This is a genomic window from Pseudarthrobacter sp. NKDBFgelt (assembly GCF_046097905.1).
In the GTDB taxonomy this organism is placed as follows: Bacteria; Actinomycetota; Actinomycetes; order Actinomycetales; family Micrococcaceae; genus Arthrobacter; species Arthrobacter polychromogenes.
In genome coordinates, this window is the sequence record NZ_JBJURL010000062.1 from 1 (window position 1) to 25,610 (window position 25,610).

Here is a 25,610-nt window from a genome sequence, read left to right on the forward strand (position 1 = left end):
CGACGGCGGCGGATGGTGCCGTGGGGTTCTGGAGATCTGTGGGGGTACTTTGAGGCACAACTGTTCCTTGTGGGTTGGGGGGTTGGCCGCATCCGGAACACGCATGATTCCGCCCACAAATTCGGATTAATGCCTTCTGGGCATCCGAATGTGAGCGGAATCTCTTGTGGCGCCGAAGCTTCGCGCGGCTCGTCTATCCTACAAGACCCACCGGGGTGCTACGTGACCCGCACTACACCCCACCCGTCTCCAACACAAGGTTCTGCTCACCGTCCACGCTCACGCGGTAGGCCTGCAGCGGTTCGGCGCCGGTGGTTGAGCAGCCGCTGGTGAGGTCGAACGCGTGCTGGTGCAGCGGGCAGATCACCTGCTGGCGGTCGATGGTGCCGTCCGCGATGGGGCCGCCCCGGTGCGGGCAGACTGCCGCGAGCGCCCGCACGGTTCCGTCGCGCAGCCGGAAGACGGCCACCTGTTCGCCGTCCACCGCAAATGCCCTTCCTTCCCCCAACGGAACCTGGTCCACGGGGCCGAGGATGTGGGACGCTGCGGCCGCACCGGTGGCGCTCATCGGACCGGCACCTGCGGAAGGACCGTCAGCGGCAGGGACGTCCTGAACTGGCCGGGCGTCAGCGGATCCACGCGTTCGCTCCACGGATCCACGTAGCTGTCCACGGACGCCTGCATCGCGGCATCCAGCTGCGCCGCAATCCCCTCCGCGTCCTCGACAATCACTGCGCGGAGATGCTCGATGCCCACCCGGGGCACAAAGGCGTAGGTCCGTTCCAGCCAGTTGGCGTGTTCGCGGTAGTACTGCATGAAACGGCCGGTCAGGACCTTCACATCTTCTGGGCCGTCAACGGTGGCCAGGAGGTCGCCCTTGCGGATGTGGGCGCCGGCCGCTCCCCCGACGTAGATTTCCCAGCGGCCGCCTTCCACAGCCACCACGCCCACGTCCTTCACCAGTGATTCCGCGCAGTTGCGGGGGCAGCCGGAGACTGCCAGCTTCAGCTTGGCCGGCGACTCGATGCCCTGGAACCGGGATTCGATCTCGACGCCCAGCTTGGTGGAGTCCCCCGTCCCGTAACGGCAGAAGTCCTTCCCAACACAGGTCTTCACGGTGCGGAAGCTCTTGCCGTAGGCGTACCCGGACGGCATGTCCAGATCGGCCCAGACCTGCGGCAGGTCCTCCTTGGGGATGCCCAGCAGGTCGATCCGCTGGCCGCCGGTGAGCTTGATCAGGGGCACGTTGTACTTCTCGGCCACGTCCGCGATCCGGCGCAGCTGCTGCACGGACGTGACGCCGCCCTTCATCTGCGGCACCACGGAGAACGTCCCGTCCCGCTGGATGTTGGCGTGCACCCGGTCGTTGATGAAGCGGGCATCGCGTTCGTCGACGTACCGGTCCGCGAGCATCATCTTGAGCAGGGACGCCAGGCCCATTTTAGACTTCGCGTCCTCGGCGCCGCCCGGTGCCAGCGCGTGGAACACGGCCGAAACGGACCGGAGCCCGCGTTTCCGGATCTCTGCCATCAATGCGGCCTTGTCCAGGGGAATGCCCGGTACGTAGTAGGTGGCGGCAGGATCCTCCTCCACGGCCCCGTCCGCCGCCCACTCCACTACCTGTTTCACCAGGAGCTTGCACGAGCCGCAGCCCTTCCCGGCCCGGGTGGCATCCATGGCCCCGGACACCGAGGCGCAGCCGCCCCTCACGGCTGCGGCCAGGTCCTTCTTGCTGACACCGTTGCAGTTGCAGACCTGAGCGTCATCATCCAGTTCCGCCACGCCCACGTCCTCCCCGGGCGTCCCGAGATCGAACATGAGGCCAAGCCGCTCCTCGGGCAGGGGGAGGCCGCGGTCGTAGGCCTGGGTCAGGAACGCCACCTTGCGGCTGTCGCCTAGCAGGGTGGCACCCACCATCTTGTTGTCGCGGACCACGATGGATTTGAAGACCCCGCGGCTGGGTTCGGAGAAGACGATGTGCTCGTCGGTGTCCAGCTCCGGCCCCTGCAGGCCCATGGAGGCGACCTCGACCCCCGCCACCTTGAGCTTGGTGGCAGTCCGCGACCCCAGGTATGCAGCGCTGGTGTCCGCACCGGTGACATGGTTTGCGAGCACCACCGCCTGCTCCCACAGCGGCGCCACCAGGCCGTACACCTCACCGCGGTGCTGGACGCACTCCCCCACGGCGTAGATGTGGTCCTCGTCCTGCACGCGGAGCCTGTCATCCACCACGATGGCCCGCTCCACCGGAAGTCCGCTGAGGACGGCCAGGTCCACGTTGGGCCGGATCCCGGCTGCCACCACCACCATGTCGCACTGGATGTCCGGGCGGTCGCGGAGGCTGACGCCGGTCACCCTGTCCTTGCCCAGCACGGCTGTGGTCCGGCTGCCCGTCAGTACCCCGATGCCCAGGGCCTCAACGCTCCGGCGGAGCACCGCACCGCCGTCGGGCCCCATCTGCGCGCTCATGAGGTGGCCGCCCGAGTGGACCACGTCCACCCCCAGCCCGAAGCTGCGCAGCCCGGCGGCGGCCTCCAGTCCCAGCAGGCCCCCGCCGATCACCACGGCATGCCGGTGATGGTCATGCCGGGCGTGCTCGGCCATCTTGCGGGTGTCATCGATGGTGCGGAAGCCGAAGACACCCGGCTTCACCGAACCGCCGGGCGTGTAAAGGCCGTCCATCGGGGGCAGGTGCGGGCGGCTGCCCGTGGCGATGACCAGGGTGTCGTAGGGCGTCACCCTGCCGTCGCTGGAAAACACGTGCTTGGCGAACCGGTCGATCCTGTCCGCCCGGACTCCCGCGTGGAGCGTGATGCCGTTGTCCTCATACCAGGACAACGGGTTGAGGAAGATGTCCGCATCGCTTTCCTCCCCGGAGAGGACATGGCTGAGCATGATCCGGTTGTAGTTGCCGTAGGGTTCGTCCCCGAACATGGTGATGCTGAACTGCTCCGCACCGCCCCTGGCCAGGATCTCCTCCACGGCGCGGGCTCCTGCCATCCCGTTCCCGATGACCACCAGGCGCCGGCGGCTGTCCCGGCTGCGTGCCCGGCCGTCCGGCCGGGATTGGGCCCGTTCGGCCACGCTGGTCATCAGTGCTCCACCATGCCCAGGTCGATGACCACGGAGCCGCTGACGCCCTCCGGCGCGGCCAGGTAGAGCTCGACGGCGGAGCCGCCTTCGATGTCTTCCACCACCCGCAGCGGGACATGGACGTCGCTTTTGGCGCCGATGGGGAAGTACCGCATGGGCACGCCGTTGCGCATCAGCACCACGGTGATGAGTTCGCCGCTGGAGTTTCCGCCGCGGAAGTACAGCGCCTGGTTGACGACGCCGTCCGGGACATAGTGCGAGAGCTCGCTGTGCAGGGGCACGGGTTTCTCCATCCCCACACCCTGGAAGTGGTAGATGCCCTGCATGAAAAGGTTCCTGGTGATCACGGGCAGATCCTTTCGGCCGGCGGAATGACGGGCATGGCCCTATCTTCCGCCGCCGATGTTTCCGCCTGCCGGTCCCCCGGTAAAGACTGCTTAACGCAAATCTCACCGGTTCCCGGGCCGGCCCCTAGACCGACGCGAGCACGCCCTTGTCCATGGAATACCGGGTCCAGCGTCCGACGCCGGTGTTCCCGGCCCGGGCGCCTTCCGGGCCGGCCTCACCACGGCTCCGCCGCGCGCAGGCAGCGAACCATTCCCGCAGGGCACGGTCGTGGCTGACCATCACCAGGGTCCCGGTGAAGCCGGCGAGCGCCGCCTCCAGCTGTTCCACCAGCACGGGCGCCAGGTGGTTGGTGGGTTCGTCCACGACCAGGGTTCCGTAGCCGCCCAGCAGCAGGCGGGCCAGGGCCAGCCTTCGCTGCTGGCCGGCGGACAGGCTGCCCACGGGCACGTGGAACTCGCTGGTGCGGAAGAGGCCGAGGCGGAGGAGGGCCTCGGCATGCTCGTCGATGTTGCCGCCGAGGCCCGCGGCGAAGGCCGGCAGCAGGCGCAGGGATGGCCGTTGCGGCAGCTCCAGTTCCTGCTGCAGGTAGCCGACGCGTTCTGGCCGCGTGACGGAGCCGGCAGCCGGTTCCAGGGTTCCGGCAAGGATGGAGAGCAGCGTGGATTTGCCCGCGCCGTTGGGCCCGGTGATCAGGACCTTCTCGCCGGGGCCCGCCTGGAAGTCGGTGGTTCCCAGCCTGCCGGGCACGCCCACCCCATGCACAGCCAGCACCGGCGCGCCGTCCTGCGCAGACCCGGAAGGCCCAACACCCGGGTCCGCGGCGAGATCGACGTTTAGCCGCAGGGGTACCGGCGGCCGGTCCACGGGGCTGGCTTCGAGCCGGCGCAGGCGTTCCTGGGCGTTCCGGACTTGGCTGCTGGCAGCCTTCTGCCAGGTGCCTGCCTTGAAGTCGAAGCCCATCTTGTCGCCGTCGCGCTTGCGCCCGTACCCCATGGTCCCGGCAACAGTCTCGGCCTGCCGCTTTTCGGACTCCATCGCATCAATCCAGGTGTGGTACTGCTGGAGCCAGCGCGCGCGTTCGGCTGCCTTCTCCCGGAGGTAGCCGTCGTAGCCGTTGCCGTAGCGGGTCACGGCGCGGCGCTCGGCATCCACTTCGATGATGGTGCTGGCCACCTTGCGGAGGAGCACCCGGTCATGGGACACCACCACCACGGTGCCGCGGTGGGCGGCCAGCCGGTCCTCCAGCCAGGCCGTTCCACGGGCGTCCAGGTGGTTGGTGGGCTCGTCCAGGAGCAGGATGTCCGCGGGATCGGCCAGGACACACGCCAAGGCCACCCGTTCCTGCTCCCCGCCGGACAGCGATCCCAGCACCCGGTTCCGGTCCAGGCCGCCCAGGCCCAGCCGGTCCAGCGCAGCCTCCACCCGGGACTCGGCTGCGTAGCCTTCCCGCAGCTGGTATTCCGTCTGGAGCCTGCCGTAGGTTTCCAGCTCGTCGTCGCCGGCGTCAGCCAGCCCCGCCTCCAGCCGGTCGAGCTCCGCTTCGATGGCACGCAGGGCGGCCAGGGAAGCGTCGACGGCGGCACCCACGGTGAAGGTTTCCGGCAGGCCATGGGTCTGGGCGAGGTAGCCCACCCGGCCCTGGATTGCCGCCGTGCCTTCGTCCGGGGTTTCAAGGCCAGAAAGGAGCCGCAGCAGGGTGGATTTGCCGGCCCCGTTTTCGCCGACGACGGCCACGTGTTCGCCGGGGGTGATGGCTAGGGTGATGCCGTCCAGCAGCAGCCGGTCGCCGTAGCCGTGGGAGACGCCGGAAAGGGTCAGGTGTTCAGTCACGGGAAGTCCTCGCAAAGTTCCGCAGTGTGGCCGCGGGGTGGACCGGATTTTTCCGGTCCCCAACGGCGGCCCTGGATTGGGGAAGGCAGCCCGGCATGGCCGGCTGCTGGCTAGGACTTCATCGCTCCAGCCTGCCCGCCGCGGGTGGCCGAGTCAAGCAGTGGCCGAGTCAAGCGGTGGCGAGTCAAGCGGCAGCGGCAGTCAGGCAGCTGCGAGCGCGGCGGCCTTCCTGCGCCGCGCCTTCGCCAGCCGGGTCCCGATCAGTCCCTGCCGCGGGCTGAAGAGGTAGACGACGGCGAAGACCACACCCTGCGTGAGCACCACCATGGCGCCGGAGGCTGTGTCCAGGTAATAGCTGAGGTAGATGCCGGCGATGGAGCAGACTGCCGAGACCACCGGTGCGATGACCAGCATCCGGGAGAACCGGTCCGTCAGCAGGTAGGCGGTGGCGCCGGGGATGATCAGCATGGCCACCACAAGCACCACGCCCACGGTCTGCAGCGCCACCACGGAAGTCAGGGCAAGCAGGCCCAACAGCAGCGCCCCCAGCCTTTGGGGCGACAGCCCGATGGCGTGCGCGTGGGTGGGGTCGAAGGCGTAGAGGGTAAGGTCCCGCCGCTTGAGGATCAGGATGGCGAACGCCACAACGCCCAGCACCAGGACCTGGATGAGGTCCGGGATGCTCACGCCCAGCAGGTTGCCGAAGATGATGTGGTTCAGGTCCGTTTGGCTGGGCGTGACGGAAATCAGCACCAGGCCCAGGGCAAACAGGGAGGAGAACACGATGCCGATTGCGGCGTCCTCCTTGACCCGGCTGGTGTTGCGGACCACTCCGATCAGGGTCACGGCAATCAGTGCGAACACCAGCGCCCCCAGCGCGAAGGGGGCACCCACGATGTACGCCAGCACAACGCCGGGCAGGACGGCATGCGAGACGGCGTCACCCATCAGGGACCAGCCGATCAGGACCAGCCAGCAGCTGAGCACTGCGCAGACGACGGCGGCGAGCGCGGTGGTGACGATGGCCCGGACCATGAAGTCATAGCTGAGGGGTTCGAGGAGGAGTTCCATCGTCAGCCCGCTTCCTTCCGGTTGAGCACGTCCAGGCCGAACGCCATGGCGAGGTTTTCCGGCTGCAGCACCCGCTCGGGCGGGCCATGCATGAGGACCTTGTGCATCAGCAGCACGGCTTCGTCGCACAGTTGCGGGAGGGCATGGAGATCGTGGGTGGACAACAGGATGGTGCAGCCGTCGGAGGCGAGCTCGCGCAGCAGGCGGGTGATGGTGGCCTCGGACCGCTTGTCCACGCCGGCGAAGGGCTCGTCCAGCAGCATGATGGTGGCGCCCTGTGCGATGCCGCGGGCCACGAACGCGCGCTTTTTCTGCCCGCCGGACAGCTGGCCAATCTGCCTGCCGGCATAATCCCCGAGCTCCACCCGGTCCAGTGCCTCGTCAACGGCGGCGCGGTCGGCCTTGGATGCCCGGCGGGTGAACCCCTGGTGGCCGTACCGGCCCATCATCACCACGTCGCGCACGGACAGCGGGAACTGCCAGTCCACTTCCTCGCTTTGCGGAACGTAGCCGATCCCCCCTTCCCGGCGTGCCTTGGAAGGCGGCTGCCCGCCAATCCGCACCGTGCCGGCGTCGGGCTTGACCATTCCCATGATCACCTTGAACAGGGTGGACTTCCCGGAGCCGTTCATGCCCACCAGGCCGCAGATCCGTGCCGGGTCCACCGTCAGGGAGGCAGCATCGAGGGCCAGGACTTCGCCATAATGCACCGTGACGTTCTCGACGGCGATGGCCGGGGTGCTCATGACCCTGCACCGCCGGTGAGGGCGCTGGTAATGACCTCGGCGTCGTGCCGGATCAGGTCAAGGTAGGTGGGGACCGGTCCGTCCGCTTCCGAGAGTGAGTCCACGTAGAGCGTGCCGCCAAAGCTGGCGCCCGTGGCTTCCACCACCTGCTGCATGGGAGCATCGGACACGGTGGATTCGCAGAACACCGCGGGGACATTGTTGGTTTTGACGTACTCGATGGCCCGGGTGATCTGCTGCGGAGTGGCCTGCTGCTCGGCATTGACAGCCCAGATGTAGACCTCCTTCAGCCCGGCGTCGCGGGCCAGGTAGGAGAATGCGCCCTCACACGTGACCAGGGCCCGCTGGTTCTCCGGGACGCCGGCCAGACTGGCGGTCATCTGGTCCTGCACAGCCTGGAGTTCGGCCTTGTAGGCATCCCCGTTCGCGGCGAAGGCGGCCGCATTGTCCGGGTCCAGTTCGCTGAACGCCCGGACCATGTTGTCCACGTAGGTCTGCACGTTCACCGGCGACATCCACGCGTGCGGATTGGGTTTGCCCTGGTATGAGTCCTCGCTGATGGACATCACCTCCACGCCCTCGCTGACCACGGCATGCGGCACGTCCAGCCCCTCAACGAACTGCCCGAACCATGCTTCCAGGTTGAGTCCGTTGTCCAGGATGAGGTCGGCTTTTGAGGCCTTCCGGATGTCGCCCGGCGTGGGGTCATAGCCGTGGATCTCAGCGCCGGCCTTGGTGATGGACTCGACCGTGAGCTTGTCCCCCGCGACGTTCCGGGCGATGTCCGCCAGCACGGTGAAGGTGGTCAGGACCACGGGCTTGCCGTCTCCGTTGCCTGAAGCTCCCCCGCCGCAGGAGGTCAGCAAGAGGGAAAGCACGACGGCGGCCACGGCTGCGGCGCGGAGACGCCCCGTCCGCCCGGGTCGGGTCCGGGCGGCTACTTTGGCGCACCGAAACATAAATTTAGGCATACCGAAGATTCTACGGGAAGCACGTTTCGGCCAGCAACGCACCCCGGCCCACCCCCAACCAGGTAGCGCTAAGTGTCGTTTTCAGGCTCCAGAACGACACTTAGCGCTACCCAGTTTGAGGCTAGGCTGAAGCTATGGCTACCGCCCACCGAATACCACCCGCACCGCAGCCGGAGCTGTACCGCTTCAAGCCGTTGGATTTCGCCACCCTCATCACCTATGTGGCCATCGCAGGGTTTTTTGCCGTGGCCGGTGAGCTGCTGGCTCCCTTCCTGCGCCAGATAGCTCCCAGCCCGGCGGCAGCTTCCTACGCCGTCAACCTGCTCTTTTATGCCTCCGTGGGCATACTCGCTGTGCTGGCAGCCCGGAAGGTGGTGGGCCGTGACCTCAGGGTGCTGGCCACCCGGCCCTGGTTCACGCTGCTGATGGTCCCGGCCGCGGTGATTGCCATGATGATCCTGACCGCCGTGGTGGTGGCCCTGAGCGGCGAGGCCCAGACGTCACAGAACCAGGCGGGACTGCAGGAACTGGCCCAGCAGATCCCGGCCTGGCTGATGGTCCCGCTGCTGGTGGTGGTGGGACCGTTCGTGGAGGAATACATCTTCCGCCACCTGCTGATCGGCAAGCTGAGCCGGCGGGTGAACATCTGGATCTGCTGCGCCCTGTCCGTGGTGCTGTTCGCGGCCCTTCACATCGTGGGCCAGGAAGCGGTCACCTTCACCGCGCTGCTTCCCTACCTGGCCATGGGCGCCACGCTGGTGTTCGTCTACGTGTGGACCGGGAAGAACCTGATGTTCGCCTACTTTGTGCACGCCGCTAAGAACCTGCTGGCCGTGGTGTTCATCTACGCCATCCCGCCGGAGGTCTTCGAACAGCTCCAGCAGGTCCAGCCCTAGGAATCCCGGGGCACGCCGCGCAGCGTAAACCGGTGGCTGCCGCGGGTGCGCCCGGTGATGTACACCCTCACGCCTCCGGACGCGTTGGTTCCGGCCAGGTACCGGTAGCTTTCACCGGGGTTGTAGGCAGCCGGAGTGTCCGGGCCGGCAGGCAAACCGGGCCCGAACTCGATGGCGTCCCCGCCCACCCCGTAGCGGCCCATCCCCTCCACCAGCTGGAAGGCGCCGGTCCCGCCCAGGGGGACAACGCCGTCGAGCGTTCCGCCCGGCCGGAACGTCAGCTCGAGGGCGAAGGCCGTGTCCGCGCCCCCGAAACTGACGTCCAGCACCGCCTGTCCGCCGTCCGCCTGCACGGCAATGTCCGTGGCAAGCTTGTGGACCACGGTGGGGCGGCTGCCGAAGTCCATGCCCGCGCTGAACCGGCCCTCGTGCTCCAGCGCGTAGATGCCGTCCGCCCGCCGCTTCTGTGCCGGCAGCGGCAGGTAGAAGTTGGCCTCCAGCTCCTCGGACAGGGTCACGGCAGTTCCGTTCGCCACCGTGTGCTGACTGCGGAAGGGCCCCAGGTCAAAGAAGCTGCGCGACAACCTCAGGTCCGTGAGCACCGCCGCGCCGTAGGCGAAGCGGAGGAAGGTGGGATTCGTGGCAAGCCCGGACACCACACCAGGCTCCAGGGCGTCGCAGCCGCCAAACACCGTAGCCACCGTTCCGGCGCCCCTGAACCGGTACACGCCGCAGCTCTCCAGCGCAGCGCCCGCCGGCGCCATGGCGGCGTGGAATGAAATGTCCGACGACGGCGGCGCGCCTTCTGCCGGGGTGCGTCCGGGCAGCGCCTCCCGCAGCCAGGGATCCAGCCGGGCCAGCGCCAGCAGCTTGGCCGGCTCATGCAGGGGCAGCCCCTCCAGCCAGGTGGCCGCGGCGGCGAAGTCCTCCCTGCCGTCCTGGTTGGCCATCCGCCGGTACAGGTGCAGGAAAGGGGCGGCGTCGAAGGTCATCCACTGGTCCTGGCGGCGCGAGAACACCGACTCCACGCTGCCGTCCGGGCTGAACCACGGCAGGAACGCGGTAAGGTTCCGGCGGACGTGGTCCAGCAGTTCCGGCCGTCCCGAACTGTCCGCGATGGCCAGCAGGGACGGATTGGTGACGGCGGTGGCATACAGCGGACTGCGCTCGGAGTACATCCCGTCCGGCAGCTGGTCGATCCCCTCCGCCAGCCACTCCGAGATCCTCTCCGCAATGCCCGGCTGCGGCTGCAGCCGGTCCATCTGCGCCAGCGCCGCGCACAGCTCCCACCGGTGGTTGGGCGTATGGACCCCGCCCGCAACCATGGCATCCGTAGCCCGGGAGACGATGCCGCTGAGCCTTGCGTCCACCTCCGCCAGCACCGGGTCCGGCGGGGTGTCCAGGGCCCGGATCAGGCCCAGCGCAAGGCACACGTCATTGAGCGTGAAAGCGGAGTCAGGCGGTGAGCACAGGTTGGTGCCATCGAACAGTCCGGTGGGGCCCTGGAGCTGTTCCAGCCGGTCAAGGCACCTGGCCATCGGCTCCCGCAGCCCGCCGGACCCGTGAAAGCCAGCACCGTAAAAGCGGGAGCCGGGCTCGGTGAAGACCGTGACCATCGCCAGCAGCCTGCCCATGGCGGGCCGGTGCGCCAGGGCCGCCACGTCGGCGTCGTGCGTTTCCAGCAGCGCCTGCACGGACTGGTCCGCCGCCTCCCCCACGCGGTTGAGGAATGCTGCGTCCACGGAAGCTGTCTGCAAGATGTTGCCTTTCATGGGTCTGCCCGGGGTCGTGTCCCGGAGCAGGCTGGTGAGGTAGCGCTTCGGGGCAGGACGCTAGTCCTTCAGGCCCGCGCTGACATCGGCGTTGAGCACGTATTTCTGGAAGACGAAGAACACCAGGACCAGCGGCAGGATGGAGATCACCGAGGCGCCCAGCAGCACCGGCCAGTCGATGTTTTCTGCGCCCACGATGCTGCGCAGTGCCACCTGGAGCGTGTACCACTTGGGATCGTTGAGGACGATCAGCGGCCAGATGTAGTCGTTCCACCGCCACTGGAACGAGAAAATGGCGAGCGTGAACAGGATGGGCCGTGAGAGCGGCAGCATGATCCGGAAGAAGATGGCCAGTTCGCTGGCGCCGTCGATCCGGGCCGAGTGCAGCAGGTCATCCGGAACAGTGAGGAAGAACTGCCGGAACATGAACACGCCCGTGGCGGTGAGGACGGACGGCACGATGATGCCGGCCAGCGAGTTGTAGAGGCCCAGATCGCGGATCACCGTGAACGTGGGGTTCAGGATCACCTCGGTGGGCAGCATGGTGGTGGCCAGGATGCACACGAAGAACAGCCTGGTGCCCTCGTTGTTGTACTTGGCCAGCGCGTAGCCCGTGCAGGCGCTGAAGAACACCGTGAGCACCGTGGTGACAACGGCCACCGTTGCCGTGTTCAGGAAGTACTGCGCGAAGTCCACCCGTTCCCAGGCATCCACGAAGCCCTGGAAGGTCCATTCCCGCGGAATCATGGACAGCGGGTAGCTGAACAGTTCGCTGCCCGGCTTGAAGGAGCTGAGGAGGAACCAGAGCAGCGGCAGTGCGTAGATTGCCGCGATGACCCACATGAGCACGGTGAGGGGGACGGACAGCCTGGCCCGGCCTTCCCGGTTGCTACGGGGGCCCCGCCTGCCCCTGGCGGAGTCCACCTTCTCGGCTCCCAGGGCGGATTCCTCCGCAATGGCGGGAGGGAGGTTGGCTGCTGTTGCCATGGTCAGGCCTTCTTCCGGTTGAAGCGCAGCTGGATGAGGGCGATCGCCAGCAGGACCACCATCAGCACCATGGAGGCGGCACTGGCGTACCCCACCTTGGACTGCTCGAAGCCGGTCTTGTAGATGTACTGCACGATCAGGGTGTTCTCCGTTCCGGGGCCGCCGTTGGTCAGGGCCTGGATCATGGCGAATTCCTTCATGGCATGGATGGTGGAGAGCAGGATGACCATGAACGACGTCGGCGCGATGCCCGGGAGGGTGACGTTCAGGAAGCGCTGCCACGCGTTGGCGCCATCCAGTTCCGCTGCCTCCAGCAGGGCTTCCGGGATGTTCTTCAGGGCCGCGATGAAGAGCAGCATGTTGAAGGCCGTCCCGCCCCATGCGGAGGCGAAAATGACCACCGTGAGGGCCAGGTTGCCATTGCTGGACCATGGGACCGCGCTGCCGCCGGCACTGGTGATCAGGAAGTTCACGAACCCAAAGTCCTGGCCGAACATCCACTTCCAGATGACGCCCACCACGATGGGTGAAATCAGCCAGGGCAGGAAAATGACGATCTTGGCCGCGGTGCGTCCTCGGACTGCCTTGCTGACCAGCAGCGCGGCTACCCCAAGGGAGCAGACGTAGATCAGCGGCACGGACAGGACCGTGTACACAAAGGTCCTGCCCAGTGCGGCGTAGAAGGTGCCGTCCGCGAAGAGCTTCTGGAAGTTGGCCAGGCCGATGAAGTTCAGCTTGCCCACGCCGCGGTAGTCCGTGAAGGAATACAGCAGCCCCAGCGCTCCGGGCCAGACGAAGAAGACCAGGAAGAGCACCACGTTGACGCCGATGAGGACCAGCGGTGCGATGACGTAGCGGTTCCGGCGCTTCTGCTGGGACTTGCTCCGGACTGCGCCCGGTTCCGGTGCCCGCGGCGCCACCGTGGTGCTCATGGTTGGGTTGGCCACGGATCAGGCTCCGTTGTAGAGCTTCACGATGTTGTCCACCGTGGTCCTGGCATCCTGGCTGCCGGAGAGCATCTTGACGGTCTCTTCGCGCAGGGGGTCGCCGGAGAACGGGGTTTCCGCGTAGGCCTCGGCCACCACGCGTTTGATGGCGTTGTCCCCCTTGGCCTCGTTGCCGGCGATCTGCTTCTGGTACAGCTCAAAGGAGGCCTGCTGGAACGGGTACTCCACATGCAGGTCCTTCACCGGCAGGTAGCCGCCCAGCTTGGCGAACTCGGTGTAGTTGGCGTCCTCGTAGAACCAGTCGATGAACTTCTTGGCTTCCTCGTCGGCGCCGGTGTCCTTGAAGGCGATCATGAAGCCGCCGCCGAGGTTGGTGGCGCTGACTTCCTTCTTGGGCAGCGGCACGGACAGCCACTCGAAGTCCTTGATGTTCTTGTTGAAGTCCGCCACCTGCCAGCTGCCGGAGTAGTACGCGGCAACCTGGCCGCTCTTGAACATCGCGTTGCCGTCCTCGCCGCTGAGCCAGACCGACTTGGGCATGGTCTGGTCATCGTTGATCTTCTGGAAGTACTCCAGGGTTTCCACGGCCTCGTCGTCCGCAGAGTACTTGTCCCCTTCCTTGGCAAAGGCGGTGCTGCCGAACTCGTACATCATGGCGCGCAGGCGGTGGCCGGAGCGGTCCATCACGAAGCCGTACTTGGCGCCGGCCTTCTCGCGGACCTCATTGACCGCGGCCACGAACTCGTCCCAGGTCCACGCCTGGGCAATGTCGGTGGGGTAGCTGACACCGGCTTTGTCGAACAGGCTCTTGTTGACGAACAGGCCCACGGCGGTGAGGTCGGAGGGGATGGCGGGAATGATGCCGTCCGGCGACTCCTGCAGGAAGTTCTGGTCGATTCCGCGGGACTGGGCGATGTCCGAGAGGTCCTGGAGCTGGTTGACCCACAGCGGATCCAGGCCGGTGACGCGGGCCAGGGCCGGGAGGTCATTGGCCGTGGCCGCGTTCTTGAGCTTGGTGGTGATATCCGCGGTGGGAACGTCCACCACCTCGATGGTGATGCCGGTGGCTTCCTGGTACTTCTTGGCCGCGGCCGCGAAGGCGCCGCCCTGGTTGGTGTCACCGGAGAGGACCAGCTGCAGGGTTTTTGCGCCGCCTTCCGATCCGCCTCCGCTGCTGCCGCCGCAGGCCGTAAGCCCCGTGGCCAGGGCCGAGAGTCCGAACGCCGTCAGTCCGAACTGGCGGCGGCTGATGCTGGAGATTCTTGTCTTCTCTGACAATGGTCTGTCCTGTCTCTCGCTGGGCTCCGGGCCCTCCGTTGGCGGCCCTGGGTGAAAGTGGTGGCGTTGCCCGCCGGGGAAACAATCCGGAAGGGAAAAGCCTTTCCGCCCAACTGTGACTTATGTCATGACAATGTGTCAAGAGAACTTTCTATCGTTATACAATCCTTGCCGGGCCTTCCACGGCAGCACGTGCCACCGTACCTTGGTGGGATGGGACTGAACATCCAGATAGTCATCGACTGCACCCGTCCGCACGAGCTTGCCGACTGGTGGGCTGAAACCCTCAGGTGGTCCGTGGAGCCCCAGGACGCCGCCTTCATCCGCTCCATGATCGAGCAGGGCTTCGCCACGGAGGACATGACCATGACCCACCGGGGCAACCTGGTGTGGCGCGAGGGCTGCGCGATCCGCCCAATGGAGGAACTCGAGTCCAAGGCGCCGGAACGGCGCCTCCTCTTCCAGACGGCGCCCGAGGCCAAAACCGTGAAGAACCGCGTGCACTGGGACATCAACCTGGCCGGCCGGGACAAGGATGAGGTCCGCCGGGAACTTGAGGCCCGGGGCGCCACGTTCCTGTGGACGGCCAGCCAGGGGCCGCACTCCTGGCACACCATGGCGGACCCCGAAGGCAACGAGTTCTGCATCAGCTGAGGCCGATTACTAGACTTGGACGGTGAGCAAACAGATCCCCGCCCAGGTGTCCGACGTCTTCGACCCCTCCCGCTGGCGCACCGTGTCCGGCTTCGAGGACTTCCAGGACATGACCTACCACCGGCAGGTGGAGCGGGATTCCGACGGCGAATGGCTGCGTGACCTGCCCACGGTCCGGATTGCGTTCAACCGGCCCGAGGTGCGCAACGCGTTCCGGCCGGGCACCGTGGACGAGTTGTACCGGGCCATGGACCATGCCCGGATGTCGCCCGACGTGGCCACCGTCCTGCTCACCGGCAACGGCCCCTCCGCCAAGGACGGCGGACACTCGTTCTGCTCGGGGGGAGACCAGCGGATCAGGGGCCGGGACGGCTATCGCTATGCTGACGGCGAGACCCAGGAAACCATCGATCCTGCCCGCGCCGGCAGGCTCCACATCCTGGAGGTCCAGCGGCTCATGCGGACCATGCCCAAAGTGGTCATCGCCGTCGTCAACGGCTGGGCGGCCGGCGGCGGGCACTCCCTGCATGTGGTGGCGGACCTCACCATCGCGTCCCGCCAGCACTGCAAGTTCAAGCAGACGGACGCCACGGTGGGCAGTTTCGACGCGGGCTACGGCTCGGCCCTGCTGGCCCGCCAGATCGGGCAGAAGGCAGCGCGCGAGATCTTCTTCCTTGCCCGCGAATATTCCGCTGAGGACATGGTTCGGATGGGTGCCGTCAACGAGGCCGTGGACCACCAACGGCTCGAAGAGGTGGCCCTGGAATACGCGGCGGACATCGCACGGCAGTCGCCGCAGGCCATCCGGATGCTGAAGTTCGCCTTCAACCTTGCCGACGACGGCCTGGCCGGGCAGCAGGTGTTCGCCGGGGAGGCCACGCGGCTTGCGTACATGACGGATGAGGCGGTGGAGGGCAAGGAAGCCTTCCTGCAAAAACGCGAGCCCGACTGGTCCACCTTCCCGCACTACTTCTAGGCAGGAGCGGAACATGAATACTCCAGCGAAAGCCGCCGGCCCCATCAACATCGAGCCGGCCCTGACAGCCCTGGCCGCCGCCCTCCATGGCGAGGGACCCGCCGTCGAACTCTCCATCGGCGAGAACGGCGCCCTGGTGGTGGGGCACGTGGAGACTCCGGGCTGCGATGACGCGGTGGCCGTGGTCCGTACGTCCGGCTCCACGGGCGCGCCCAAGGCCACCGTGCTGACCGTCGAGTCGCTGGCGGCGTCCTCGATGGCTACGGCCCTGGCGCTCAAGGGCGAAGGCCAGTGGCTCCTGGCGCTGCCCGTGCAGTACGTTGCGGGCATCCAGGTGCTGGTGCGCTCCCTGTTCGCGGGCACCCGCCCGTGGGTCATGGACATGTCCCACGGCTTTACGCCCGAGGCCTTCACCGCCGCGGCCCAGGAACTCACGGACAAAATCCGGTTCACCTCGCTGGTCCCCACCCAGTTGCAGCGGCTCCTCGACACTCCGTCGACGGAGACCCTGGCCGCGCTCCGCCGCTTCAACGCCGTCCTGCTGGGCGGCGCCCCCGCGCCGGCATCCCTGCTGGCCGCCGCCCGCGAGGCCGGAGTGCGGGTGATCACCACCTACGGTTCCGCCGAATCCTGCGGCGGCTGCGTGTACGACGGTTTCCCGCTGGAGGGCGTCTCGGTCCGGGTCGAGGAGGACGGCCGCATCCTGCTGGGCGGGGACACCATCGCTGCGGGCTACCTCGAGTCGCCGGAGAGCACGGACACGTTTTTCGAGGAGGACGGCGTGCGCTGGTACCGCACCAGCGATCTCGGCAGCATTGACGACGACGGCCGGCTGACCGTGCTGGGCAGGGCCGACGACGTGATCATCACCGGCGGCGTGAAGGTTTCCGCCGCGCACGTGCAGGAAGAGCTGGAGAAGTCCGACGGCGTCGCGGCGGCTTTCGTGGCAGGGGTGCCTTCCGCCGAGTGGGGCCAGGCCGTGGCGGCCTACGTTGCGCTGGCGGACCCCGCGCCGGCTTCGGCTCCGGGCGCGGAAGGCGGGGACACCGCCGTCGTCCTTGAACAGCAGTGGCACCGGATGCTGGGGGTCCTTGCGCCCAAAACCGTCCTGGCGGCCTCCGCGCTGCTGATGCTTCCCAACGGCAAACCGGACCGCCTGGCCATGACCGCAGAACTCAAAGCCCGGCACCAGGGAAAGTAAAGTAGACCTGCACCACCCGGCAGGGCCCCCTCCTGCAGCCCCCAACACACGCGAGGTACTTAACGTGGCTACAGCCGCACAATGGATCCAAGGCGCCCGGCTCCGGACGCTGCCCGCAGCGATTGCGCCGGTGCTGATCGGCTCCGCCGCAGCCTACGAGATGGGTTCGTTCCTCCTGTTCAACGCCATCCTCGCGGCGCTGGTGGCCCTCATGCTCCAGGTGGGGGTGAACTTTGCCAACGACTACTCGGACGGCATCCGGGGGACCGATGATGACCGCGTGGGCCCGCTGCGCCTGGTGGGATCCGGGGCGGCCAGCCCTGAGCACGTGAAACGGGCGGCGTTGGTTGCGTTTGCGGCCGCCATGGTGTTTGGCCTGGTCCTGGTGGTGATCACCCAGAGCTGGTGGCTGATCCTGGTGGGCCTGGGCTGCGTCATGGCCGCCTGGGGCTATACCGGCGGCAAGAACCCGTACGGCTACATGGGCCTGGGTGATGTGTTCGTGTTCGTGTTCTTCGGGCTGGTGGCAACCCTGGGCACCACCTACACGCAGGCCGGGCAGATCAACCTGCCCGCCATCATCGGTGCAATCGGCACCGGGCTGATCGCCACCGCGCTGCTCATGGCCAACAACGTCCGGGACATCCCCACGGACATGCAGGCCGGCAAGAAGACTTTGGCGGTCCGGCTGGGCGATAAGCATGCGCGCGAAAGCTACGTGCTGATGCTGGCCGTGGCCATCCTGCTGGTGGTGATCCTGGCTCCCGGCCGGCCGTGGATGCTGATAGTGCTGCTGCTGATTCCGGCCTGCCTCATGCCCGCGTGGCTGATGATCAACGGGCGCAAGCGCAAGAGCCTTATCCCGGTCCTCAAGCAGACCGGACTGATCAACCTCGGCTACAGCCTGCTGTTCTCACTGGGGCTGGTGCTTAGCCGGGGCTTCTAGCGGACCAAAGCCTGCAGGGGGTGGCGGGGCTTATGGGCGCTTGCGGCCCTTCGCATCATTGCTGATGGTGACGTCGGGGTTGGCGTCCAGCAGTGCATCCTCGGCGTGCGCGTCCTGGACTTCGCCGGCGGAGCGCAGCGGCTTGGCCTTGCCGGAAAAACGGTGTTGGAGTGCCGCCGCGGCTTCGTCCCGCTGCCTCTGGAAAAACAGGTAGCTCACGGCGAAAGCGATCAGGGCCGCGCAGATGACGGACATGAGGGCGCCCAGCCCCAGGAAGGTGAAGAGCACGAACAGGGGCGCGAAGAGAGCCAGGCGGATCAGGGAATATTTCAAAAAGGCCACTATTCAAGTTTAGCCGCCTCCCGCCTGCGGCCCCTGCCCCTCCTGACGATAGACTTAATGGCATGCTCTTCCGTGTGGCTTTGGCCGTCGCAATCCTCGCCATCTTCGTGTATGGCCTCGTCGACGTGATCCGGACCGACGGGCGCCTTACCCGCGGAATTTCCAAACCCGCCTGGATCGTGGTCATGATCGTCCTGCCGGTACTGGGCGCGATCCTCTGGCTCCTGATCGGCCGGCCGCGCGGCACACCCCCGCAGCGGCAGGACTACCGCCATCCCACCGCCCCGGACGATGACCCGGACTTCCTCCGCAACCTGGAGGTCCGCCGCCGGCAGGAGGCGGAAGCCGCCCGCCTCAAGAAGCTCAAGGATGAGCTGGATGCCAAGGCCAAGGACGTCGACGGCGGGAAAGACAAGCACGAGACCGACGAGCACGATAACGACGGACTGAAATAGGTCTCCGCCGGGAGAGCACTCCCCCGGCCGTCCTTCAGGCCGGTTGGCGCTGGCGGGCAAACGACTCCGCCAGCACGCCCTCGCAGCTGCGGACCACAACCCGGCAGGCATCAAGGGCCAGCCCGTCCGTCAGCGGGCTCTCCGCCACCGCGCGCCAGCGCAGCAGGTACCGGCGGGCTTCGTCAGCCATGTCGCCGGGCGCTGTGTCCGCATCCAGTCCCAGCCTCATATGCGGCGCAGCGCCGCGGCCGCCGATCAGGCCCTCGGCTTCCGCCGCCAGTTCGGGGCTGAGCGGCACGCCCGTGGTCCGCAGGACGGCCAGCAGCCGCAGTTCGCGGAACTCATGCGCATTGGCCTGCAGCCGCTCCAGGGCCGCAGCCAGATGCTCGCTTCCCGGGCGGGGCGAGGTGCGCAGCAGGGACTCCACCGCCACCAAAGCCGTGCGCGCCTTCAGCGCCTCGGCCCGTGCCTGGAACTGGCGGCCCAGCAGGTCCAGCAACGGATCCAGGCCGCTGCGCCGGGCCAGCTCGTGGGCCAGCGGGGTGGGTTCATTGAATCCGCTGGAGATCAGGACCACGGCCAGCCGGATCCCGAACAGGCCAAACCTTGCCAGCAGCGAGGCCCTGGCCTCCGCCGCCAGCCCTTCCGGGATGGTGGACCGGATGAACCTGTCCGCCGAGAGCAGTGCCTTCTCGCGGTCACCGCGGTCCAGGCCCGCCAGCAGCTGGAGGGCGGCGAATTCCTGCTGGCGCATGGTCCGCGCGCTTTGGGCAAGGAGCCCCGCCACCGGCACGACGCCCAGCGCGAGTTTCCGCAGGTTGCGGTCCCGGCGGTACCTGTCCGCGATTTCTCCGGCGGAGAGCAGCGAATCGATGCGGCCGCCACCAACCTCATCGGCCCTGGAGAGTACCGCGATTGCGTTGACCGTTCCCGAGCGGCCCGCTTCCGTGTCCCGGAAGGACTCAAGGAACCGAACGTCCGCTGCGTGCATGTGGCGCATCAGGTAGACGATGGCGTCCGCCTCGGACTCGGTGTCCGCCGGGGCCAGGAAGGCGGTGGAGCGGGCGGACACCTCACGGGACAGCGAAGCGATGCCGGGGGTATCAATCAGGGTCATGTTCCGCAGTGCCGGCGACGGCCACTCCACCTCCAGCCGGTCCACATCCGCCGCGTCCACATCCCCCAGCACGAAGACGAGGCGGCCGTCCACGCGTTTGAGCGGCAGCACCCTGGGCTCGCCGCCGGTGGGATGGAGGGTGATGCGGGGAGTGTGCCCGTGCCGGTACCAGGTGATGATCCGGGTGCACTCCCCCGTGTCCGTGGGCGCTATCTCCTCGCCGAGAATCGCGTTCAGCAGGGTGGACTTGCCGGCTTTGACCATGCCCGCAATGGCCACACGCAGCGGCTCCGCGAGCCTCCGGGCAATACGCTGGAGGCTGGCCACGCTGGCCGGATCATCCGGGTAGGTTTCCAGCGCCTCCTGGACCAGGCCAGCGGCATCGGCAACTGTTGAACCAGTCATCGGGGGCCGCCCGCCGGCATCATGGTTCCGGATACTTCGGCGGCAACGGCCTGCGCGGACCGGTTGAGAGCATCCACCTTCTTAAGCTCAGCCTTGATGTCCCTGATGCGGGCGTCCTTTTCCAGGGCGTAGGTATTGGCGGCTTTCTGTGCCGCGGACACCGAGTCGGCGAGGGAGCGGTGGTGCTCATCGGCTATCTCAGTGAAGTGGTCGCGGATGGAGCGCTGCACCAGCCGCAGGCGGTCCTTCAGTTGCTTGCCCACCTGGAAAGTCACGTCGTCGAGCTGCCGCCTGACCAGGGCCTTGGCCTCCCCCTGCCGGCGCTTGAGCCGCGCTTCCTTGTCTTCCCGGTATGCCTTGCGTCCCAGCAGGAGACCGGCACCCAGGGAGAACGGATTGATCAGCGCCATCCCAAAGATGCCGGTCAGGAGCCCGAACATCAGCACCCCTCCGTAGGAGCCCCGCATGCCGATCAGCACTTTCTGCACGGGGTTGACGTGCCCGGGGTCCATCCCCGGCATCGCGTCCACGGGATCCAGCACGTCGGCGGAATGGGACACCTGCATCACCGGCAACGGGACTTCGTCCGCGGCGAAATGGTCAGCCACCTGCCCGGCCAGCCACTGCGCCCGCTCGCTGGTGAGGACGAAGGTGTCAGAGACGGCGGCCGCGGTGGATACTTCCAGCCACTTGGAAAAATCAGTCCAGGCCGGTCCCGGGTCCTCCTGGTCAATGGCGGCTTCAGCTTCCCGCTGGATGTGGCGGAGACGGTTGCGGAGGTCGTACTCCATATCGGCGATGAGGTCGCTAATGCCGTCGCTGAGGGTGACCTGCCAGCGTGCGGTCCGTTTCCGAAGGTCGTCAGCCTCGGCCCGGGCCGCCTCCAGCTCCGAAATCATCTGGGGTGTGCCGCCAGGGTTCTCGAGTGCTTCAAGCTCCGATTGCAGGGAGAGTCGCAGGTTCTCGGTGACGGCGAGCAGGTCCTGGCTCACGGAGCGGCCCTGGAGCCGCTGTGCCCCTTCCACGATTCCGCTGCGGAGGTGGGCAACCAGTGCGGGGAAGCCGGATTCCTCATTCAGCTCGCTGTCCTGCAGGCGTGCTGCCTCCAGGCGGAGGTCGGAGGAGACGGCAAACAGCGGGATCCCGGGCGCTACGTTCCCGAGATGGGAGCGGTCCATCTCCTCCACCCGCCGCCAGTCCGGGTAGAGGTCGGTCTTGGTCAGCACCCCCACAACGTTCGGAGTAATCCGCATTGCTTGCCGCAGGAAGCGCAGCTCCGGTTCGGTGTATTCCTGGGAGGCGTCCGAGACCAGGAGCATCGCATCGGCGGTGGGCAGGGCCGTGAGGGTGGCCAGGGTGTGCGCGGACCCGAGGCCACCCACGCCGGGTGAATCGATGACGACGAGCCCGCCGGCGAGGATCCTGCGGGGCAGGCATACCTCGGCAGCCAGGAGTTTCTTGCTGTTGCCGGGATTGCCTTGTTCGGAAACATAAGCCGGGAGGTCGGCGACGGGAATCGGTTGGCGGTCAACGGCACCGTCATCGCCGGAGTCCGCATCGGAGGTGGGGACCAGGATCGCTGCCGAGGCCGGGTCCCCGTAGCGGACAACCGTGGGAACGGACGTGGCGACGTCGTCATCGACGGGGCAGGCCGGCGCACCCACCAGGGCGTTGATGAACTTGCTTTTACCTTGCTTGAACTCACCCACCACGATGATCCGGATGCTGGGATCCCTCAGCCTCCCCAATGCCAGCTCAAGGCGTTTCCGGAGGTCCTCCCGGTCCCCGGTGCCCACGAGCTGGAGTCCGTGCTCCACAAGCTGGATCAGCTGGCCGGCCGTCACCGGAGTTGCTGGGTGTGCCGGTCCTGCTTCTGCCACAGCCTGTCCTCTGTACTACGCCTTAAATATCGTTCGGGGACCGGGGTCCGGCTGCTAGGCACCAAAGTCCATGGAGTCTGCCGCCTCCCCAGCGTCAGCGTCGTCGATGTCGTTGTCGATGTCAATGGTGGCCGCGCCGTCCTCCGTGAACTCGAGCCCGGCACCGGCGGTATCCACATCCACCTCGACGAATGTCGGCTGCTCTTCGGTGAAGGATTCGTCGATCAGGGTGGCCGGGTGGACGGCCCCGCCGGCGCCCACCGTCGCGGCGTCGCTGTCCGCGTCCAGGTCGAAGAGGCCGTCGATCCGGATGTCAGCAAAACCCATCCCGGTTCCGGCACCGATGGCGGGGTCGCCGAAAGCCGGCACGGAGTCGTTGTCGAACCATTGCTCCACGTCGCCGTCGGCCCAGATGTTGAGTGCCGGGGATTGGTCCGCCGTGGCGCCGCGGTCATCCGGTGTGGACGGGAAGGAGTAGCTGGCCACGACGTGGGTGAGCTGCTCCACCGCCTGTCCGTGGTCGTTGTCGTGGCCTCCGCCGGAGGGAAGCGGGCTCCAGCCACTCCCGGCGTGGCCAGTGCCGGCACTGATCTCCCGGTCAACGGTGGAAGCCGTAACACTCAAGGGGGCGTAGTCCAGGACAACCGGCATGGCGGCGTCAACATCTGCGGAGCTGACACCGGCCAGGCCGTGCCTCTCCAGGACGCCTTCGGGATCATCCAGGAAGTCGTGGGCCGCCTGGCGGTCTCCGAAGATGTCCATCAGGAACTGGACCACTTCCTTTGCCACTGTCATGTGCTGGTCCTCAGATCGTCTTCATTTCGGTGCGCCGGCCCTGATGCCTTGGATCAAACCTATTGTTCTTGCGGGGAACCGGCATCGGGCCGGTCCCCCTTACCGCCGGCGCCCCTGGTGGGGAACCGGGGACCTCCCCGTTAGGGGTGTTAGGGGGACTGGTCATGGGCCTGGTTCTCCGGGCCAAGCGCAAGGCGCAGCTTGGCCATCAGGTCCGACCGGTTTTCCGCGCCCAGCCTGCGCCGCATGCGGGCAATGTGGTGCTCAGCGGTGCGCGGGGAAATGTAGATGGCCTCGCCAATTTCCCGGTAGGTCTTGCCGTCGAGCACCAGCCGGGCCACTTCCTTTTCCCGCTCGCTCAGCCCTGCGCCGTCTGGTTGCATGCCATTACCTGCCTCGGTGGGGGGAGCGTTGCGGGCTTCGGAGGACGCCGGAGCCCCCGGGCCCGCCGAACTGGCCTGTGGGTGGAGTTCCCGGGCGCAGGAGAGCAGGCGCACCATGTCCTTGCGCTCGTCCGCCCGGGCCGCGGCGTGGCCGGCAAGCCGTGCCCCTTCCCAGGGCATTCCCACCAGCCCCAGGCCCCGTGCCGCCGCCTCGACGTCATCAGGACGGAACCTCTCGGCCAGAACTGTTACCCACGCTTTGCCGGCCGCCGCGAGTACGGCCGCCAGGTGGCTTTGCCCTGCGGCCCGGGCGAGCGCTGCTGCGTGCGGTGCCAGGTCGGCTGGGCTTTCGTTCAACAGGGCAGCCTGGACGGCAGCCCAGTGCAGCGGCACGGCCCACAGCGGCGGATTGCCCAGGCGCTCCAGGAGGTCCCATGCGTCATTGAGGTACGGGGCAACCCTGCGGCCCTCCCGAAGGCGGGCGGCTGCGATCATGAGCTCCCCCCAGGGCAGCAGGCTGTACAGGTCCACGGCGGTGTGAAGCGTCGCTTCGCGCGCCCGTTCCCAGGCCTTGATGAGCTCGGGGAAATCGGCGTTGCGCCGGGCAAGGCCCACTTCCAGGGCCGAACAGAGGAATTCATCGCGCGGCACCAGCGGCCAGTGGTTCGCTTTGGATGCCTCATTGATCGCGAGCCGGGCATCCTCGAGCCTGTCCTGCATCATCGCTGACCACGCCTGCAGCAGGAAGAGGCGCGGTTTGACGGTATCGCCTCCCTGCCCGGCGGCGGCCGCGGACCGGCAGATTGTTTCCGCAAGGTTCGGCTCTCCGCTGTGCAGCGCCACCAGCGCCGCCAGTGCAGCCGGAGTCTCCGGCAGGGGAAGCGCAGCACCCCCCGCGTTCAGCATGTCTGAGGCGTGGATCAGGGTCTGGAGTCCTTGGTGCGGGTCCCCCGCCAGGGACTGGAGGATGCCTCTTCCAAGGTGGGCAAGGGTGGCGGCAAGCAGCGTGGGCGACGCGGGCGGCGCGTCGGCCCCGAAGATGTTTTCAGCACCGGACAGGTCGCCGCAGCCGATCAGGGTAACGGCGGCAAGGGGCGCGGATTGGCCTATGCGGGAGGGGCCCAGCCAACTGTAGACATCCGCTCCGCGGGCCAGCATTCCCCGTTGGGCCCACACCGCGGCTGCCACATCCGCGGCGCGGCGGACGTCCGGTGGGCTGTCCTGCCCCAACAGGGTGTCCACGATGCGGGTGGCCGTGTCGAGGTCGCCGTTGGCCGCCGCGGCCTGGGCACGCCGGGCCGCTGTGGCCTTCTCGTCGGTGCCGGCCAGCAGGGCCTCATCGTAGAGCTGGTACGCCAGTCCGGGATCGCGCTCCAGCGCCTTGTCCGCCGCATGCTCCAGCTCGGTTGCCACCCGCGGATCGGCAAGTCCGGTGCGCGCCAGTTCCCGGGCGAGATCTCCCAGCGGCTGGCCGTTGGCCGCGTAGACGCCCACCAGCTCCCGCTGGAGCGCATGCACCTTGGTGGTGGGGGCGACGGCGAGCAGCGCGTGCCGGGCCGGGCCGACGACGGCCCCGTCAGGAGTCAACAGGCCTGACGACTCTGCCCTCTGCACCAGGGCGTCAAGGCTCTCCACACCGTTCCCGTCGATCTTGCGCTGCAGGTCTGAAGGCAGCGGTCCCGGCAGGGCAAAACCCACGGACAACGCCAGCAGCAGTTCCCGGACTGCTGCGTTCTCACCTTTGAGCTGGCTGGCCATGAGTTCTGCGCTCTGCAGTGCCGCCACCTGATGGTCCGGCTCCGGATGGCGGAATGCGGTCTTTTGCGTGTGCGGCTGGTAGCTGACCATGTCAGGCCGCCGGAATTGTCGTCGTGGCCGTGGCGGTGTCCGTGGCAGTGGACGTGCCGGACGGACCTGAGCCCACGGACTCCTCCGCCACAGAGGTGACAAGATTGTTTTCCGTCGGGGACGCCGATACCTGGACCGTCGGCGAAGGGGAAGCCGTGAGATCCCGCGACTTCGAACCTTTCACCGGTTTAAGCCATCGGCCAGATTCGCTTGGTGTGGCCGTCGTCTCCGTCGGCGTGGGCTCCGCCGTGTTTGACCCCGTACCGGAATCCGTAACGTAAGGTGTCGGCGTCTCAGGCTGGCTGTCAGATGCCGTGGGCGAAGGGCTCGACGTGCCCGGCTCCGTGGCTTCTGTCGTTGTTGGATCAACGGTGGGGGTCGCTCCGCCAGTGGTCGGCGTCCCGGTCGGCGTTGATTCGTCAGTAGTCGCCGGATCCCCCGGCGCAGTGGTGCCGGCGGCCCCACCTGCGGCTACGGCGCTGACGGAGGGCCCTTCGGAGGCGCCCTTCTCGATGGACCGGATGGAAGGCACCTTCCCGTCCGCCACGGGGCCGGGTGCCTGGGACGCAGCGGCCCGCTGCATGCCGGAATCGATGCCTCCCACCGGGACCTGGACGTCTCCGAAGGGCCCTCCGTCAGCGCCGTAGCCGCAGGTGGGGCCGCCGGCAC

22 protein-coding genes and 1 pseudogene are annotated in these 25,610 nt (G+C 67.4%); 6 read left to right on the forward strand and 17 right to left on the reverse strand.

Annotated elements, in window-relative coordinates:
* Positions 1-232: 232 nt before the first annotated feature.
* The 7 genes from ACKAE7_RS15445 to ACKAE7_RS15475 form a co-directional block, all read right to left on the reverse strand.
* Positions 233-568 (reverse strand): Rieske (2Fe-2S) protein, encoded by a 336-nt coding sequence (locus ACKAE7_RS15445; protein ID WP_104184636.1) that lies wholly within the window; start codon positions 566-568, stop codon positions 233-235.
* Positions 565-3,093 (reverse strand): nitrite reductase large subunit NirB, encoded by a 2,529-nt coding sequence (nirB, locus tag ACKAE7_RS15450; protein WP_408979665.1) that lies wholly within the window; start codon positions 3,091-3,093, stop codon positions 565-567. The genes ACKAE7_RS15445 and nirB overlap by 4 nt, the downstream gene beginning before the upstream one ends.
* The gene (locus tag ACKAE7_RS15455) at positions 3,093-3,440 is read right to left on the reverse strand and encodes a molybdopterin oxidoreductase (protein ID WP_191035573.1); all 348 of its coding nucleotides are present in this window, start codon (positions 3,438-3,440) and stop codon (positions 3,093-3,095) included. Before ACKAE7_RS15455 ends, nirB begins: the two co-directional genes overlap by 1 nt.
* 124 nt (positions 3,441-3,564) lie before the next feature.
* Entirely contained in the window at positions 3,565-5,271 is a 1,707-nt protein-coding gene (locus tag ACKAE7_RS15460; RefSeq protein ID WP_191035574.1) for an ATP-binding cassette domain-containing protein, read from the reverse strand.
* Between the two features lie 201 nt (positions 5,272-5,472).
* Positions 5,473-6,342, reverse strand: coding sequence for a metal ABC transporter permease (locus ACKAE7_RS15465; protein WP_188812644.1), 870 nt, complete (start codon positions 6,340-6,342; stop codon positions 5,473-5,475).
* 2 nt (positions 6,343-6,344) lie between these two features.
* On the reverse strand, positions 6,345-7,088 hold the full coding sequence (locus tag ACKAE7_RS15470; protein WP_408979666.1) for a metal ABC transporter ATP-binding protein: 744 nt from the start codon (positions 7,086-7,088) through the stop codon (positions 6,345-6,347).
* Complete coding sequence (locus ACKAE7_RS15475) at positions 7,085-8,059, reverse strand: metal ABC transporter substrate-binding protein (RefSeq protein ID WP_408979667.1); 975 nt, start codon at positions 8,057-8,059, stop codon at positions 7,085-7,087. Before ACKAE7_RS15475 ends, ACKAE7_RS15470 begins: the two co-directional genes overlap by 4 nt.
* A 134-nt stretch (positions 8,060-8,193) precedes the next feature.
* Between ACKAE7_RS15475 and ACKAE7_RS15480 the strand changes: the two genes are divergently transcribed.
* A complete protein-coding gene (locus tag ACKAE7_RS15480; protein ID WP_377194283.1) occupies positions 8,194-8,955 on the forward strand; it encodes a CPBP family intramembrane glutamic endopeptidase in 762 nt (253 codons plus the stop codon).
* Here ACKAE7_RS15480 and ACKAE7_RS15485 read toward each other — a convergent pair.
* From ACKAE7_RS15485 to ACKAE7_RS15500, 4 genes are all read right to left on the reverse strand, one after another.
* Positions 8,952-10,697: a hypothetical protein gene (locus ACKAE7_RS15485; protein WP_408979668.1), complete on the reverse strand. Its 1,746-nt coding sequence runs from the start codon at positions 10,695-10,697 to the stop codon at positions 8,952-8,954. The genes ACKAE7_RS15480 and ACKAE7_RS15485 overlap by 4 nt on opposite strands.
* A 90-nt stretch (positions 10,698-10,787) precedes the next feature.
* Positions 10,788-11,714 (reverse strand): carbohydrate ABC transporter permease, encoded by a 927-nt coding sequence (locus ACKAE7_RS15490; protein WP_191035577.1) that lies wholly within the window; start codon positions 11,712-11,714, stop codon positions 10,788-10,790.
* A gap of 2 nt (positions 11,715-11,716) precedes the next feature.
* Entirely contained in the window at positions 11,717-12,661 is a 945-nt protein-coding gene (locus ACKAE7_RS15495) for a carbohydrate ABC transporter permease (protein WP_188812635.1), read from the reverse strand.
* Between the two features lie 3 nt (positions 12,662-12,664).
* Positions 12,665-13,939: an ABC transporter substrate-binding protein gene (locus tag ACKAE7_RS15500; RefSeq protein ID WP_408979669.1), complete on the reverse strand. Its 1,275-nt coding sequence runs from the start codon at positions 13,937-13,939 to the stop codon at positions 12,665-12,667.
* Positions 13,940-14,152: 213 nt separating this feature from the next.
* Between ACKAE7_RS15500 and ACKAE7_RS15505 the strand changes: the two genes are divergently transcribed.
* From ACKAE7_RS15505 to ACKAE7_RS15520, 4 genes are all read left to right on the forward strand, one after another.
* Positions 14,153-14,593 carry a VOC family protein gene (locus ACKAE7_RS15505; protein ID WP_408979670.1) on the forward strand — a complete coding sequence of 147 codons (441 nt, stop codon included), beginning with the start codon at positions 14,153-14,155 and terminating at the stop codon, positions 14,591-14,593.
* A 22-nt stretch (positions 14,594-14,615) separates the two neighbouring features.
* A complete protein-coding gene (locus ACKAE7_RS15510) occupies positions 14,616-15,569 on the forward strand; it encodes a 1,4-dihydroxy-2-naphthoyl-CoA synthase (RefSeq protein WP_408979671.1) in 954 nt (317 codons plus the stop codon).
* Between the two features lie 13 nt (positions 15,570-15,582).
* Complete coding sequence (locus tag ACKAE7_RS15515) at positions 15,583-16,770, forward strand: AMP-binding protein (protein WP_408979672.1); 1,188 nt, start codon at positions 15,583-15,585, stop codon at positions 16,768-16,770.
* 64 nt (positions 16,771-16,834) lie between these two features.
* Positions 16,835-17,716: a 1,4-dihydroxy-2-naphthoate polyprenyltransferase gene (locus ACKAE7_RS15520; protein ID WP_408979673.1), complete on the forward strand. Its 882-nt coding sequence runs from the start codon at positions 16,835-16,837 to the stop codon at positions 17,714-17,716.
* Positions 17,717-17,746: 30 nt separating this feature from the next.
* Here ACKAE7_RS15520 and ACKAE7_RS15525 read toward each other — a convergent pair whose 3' ends face one another.
* The gene (locus ACKAE7_RS15525) at positions 17,747-18,058 is read right to left on the reverse strand and encodes a DUF4229 domain-containing protein (protein WP_408979674.1); all 312 of its coding nucleotides are present in this window, start codon (positions 18,056-18,058) and stop codon (positions 17,747-17,749) included.
* A 62-nt stretch (positions 18,059-18,120) separates the two neighbouring features.
* Between ACKAE7_RS15525 and ACKAE7_RS15530 the strand changes: the two genes are divergently transcribed.
* The gene (locus tag ACKAE7_RS15530) at positions 18,121-18,513 is read left to right on the forward strand and encodes a PLD nuclease N-terminal domain-containing protein (RefSeq protein WP_188812621.1); all 393 of its coding nucleotides are present in this window, start codon (positions 18,121-18,123) and stop codon (positions 18,511-18,513) included.
* A 34-nt stretch (positions 18,514-18,547) separates the two neighbouring features.
* Here the strand turns inward: ACKAE7_RS15530 and ACKAE7_RS15535 are convergent, their stop codons facing one another.
* The 5 genes and pseudogenes from ACKAE7_RS15535 to ACKAE7_RS15555 form a co-directional block, all read right to left on the reverse strand.
* Entirely contained in the window at positions 18,548-20,035 is a 1,488-nt protein-coding gene (locus tag ACKAE7_RS15535) for a dynamin family protein (protein WP_408979675.1), read from the reverse strand.
* On the reverse strand, positions 20,032-21,915 hold the full coding sequence (locus tag ACKAE7_RS15540; protein ID WP_408979676.1) for a dynamin family protein: 1,884 nt from the start codon (positions 21,913-21,915) through the stop codon (positions 20,032-20,034). Before ACKAE7_RS15540 ends, ACKAE7_RS15535 begins: the two co-directional genes overlap by 4 nt.
* 54 nt (positions 21,916-21,969) lie before the next feature.
* Complete coding sequence (locus ACKAE7_RS15545) at positions 21,970-22,710, reverse strand: IniB N-terminal domain-containing protein (RefSeq protein ID WP_408979677.1); 741 nt, start codon at positions 22,708-22,710, stop codon at positions 21,970-21,972.
* 149 nt (positions 22,711-22,859) lie between these two features.
* Positions 22,860-24,941: a LuxR C-terminal-related transcriptional regulator gene (locus ACKAE7_RS15550; RefSeq protein ID WP_408979678.1), complete on the reverse strand. Its 2,082-nt coding sequence runs from the start codon at positions 24,939-24,941 to the stop codon at positions 22,860-22,862.
* A gap of 1 nt (position 24,942) precedes the next feature.
* Positions 24,943-25,610: pseudogene (locus ACKAE7_RS15555) on the reverse strand (hypothetical protein); the annotation flags it as partial.

Bases quoted from the DNA above. Each gene is read 5' to 3' on its own strand.
- nirB (WP_408979665.1), bottom strand. From the start codon at position 3,093: ATGACCAGCGTGGCCGAACGGGCCCAATCCCGGCCGGACGGCCGGGCA.
- ACKAE7_RS15465 (WP_188812644.1), bottom strand. From the start codon at position 6,342: ATGGAACTCCTCCTCGAACCCCTCAGCTATGACTTCATGGTCCGGGCC.
- ACKAE7_RS15550 (WP_408979678.1), bottom strand. From the start codon at position 24,941: ATGGTCAGCTACCAGCCGCACACGCAAAAGACCGCATTCCGCCATCCG.
- ACKAE7_RS15480 (WP_377194283.1), top strand. From the start codon at position 8,194: ATGGCTACCGCCCACCGAATACCACCCGCACCGCAGCCGGAGCTGTAC.
- ACKAE7_RS15490 (WP_191035577.1), bottom strand. From the start codon at position 11,714: ATGGCAACAGCAGCCAACCTCCCTCCCGCCATTGCGGAGGAATCCGCC.
- ACKAE7_RS15530 (WP_188812621.1), top strand. From the start codon at position 18,121: ATGCTCTTCCGTGTGGCTTTGGCCGTCGCAATCCTCGCCATCTTCGTG.
- ACKAE7_RS15445 (WP_104184636.1), bottom strand. From the start codon at position 568: ATGAGCGCCACCGGTGCGGCCGCAGCGTCCCACATCCTCGGCCCCGTG.
- ACKAE7_RS15545 (WP_408979677.1), bottom strand. From the start codon at position 22,710: ATGACAGTGGCAAAGGAAGTGGTCCAGTTCCTGATGGACATCTTCGGA.
- ACKAE7_RS15470 (WP_408979666.1), bottom strand. From the start codon at position 7,088: ATGAGCACCCCGGCCATCGCCGTCGAGAACGTCACGGTGCATTATGGC.
- ACKAE7_RS15535 (WP_408979675.1), bottom strand. From the start codon at position 20,035: ATGACTGGTTCAACAGTTGCCGATGCCGCTGGCCTGGTCCAGGAGGCG.
- ACKAE7_RS15515 (WP_408979672.1), top strand. From the start codon at position 15,583: ATGAATACTCCAGCGAAAGCCGCCGGCCCCATCAACATCGAGCCGGCC.
- ACKAE7_RS15505 (WP_408979670.1), top strand. From the start codon at position 14,153: ATGGGACTGAACATCCAGATAGTCATCGACTGCACCCGTCCGCACGAG.
- ACKAE7_RS15475 (WP_408979667.1), bottom strand. From the start codon at position 8,059: ATGCCTAAATTTATGTTTCGGTGCGCCAAAGTAGCCGCCCGGACCCGA.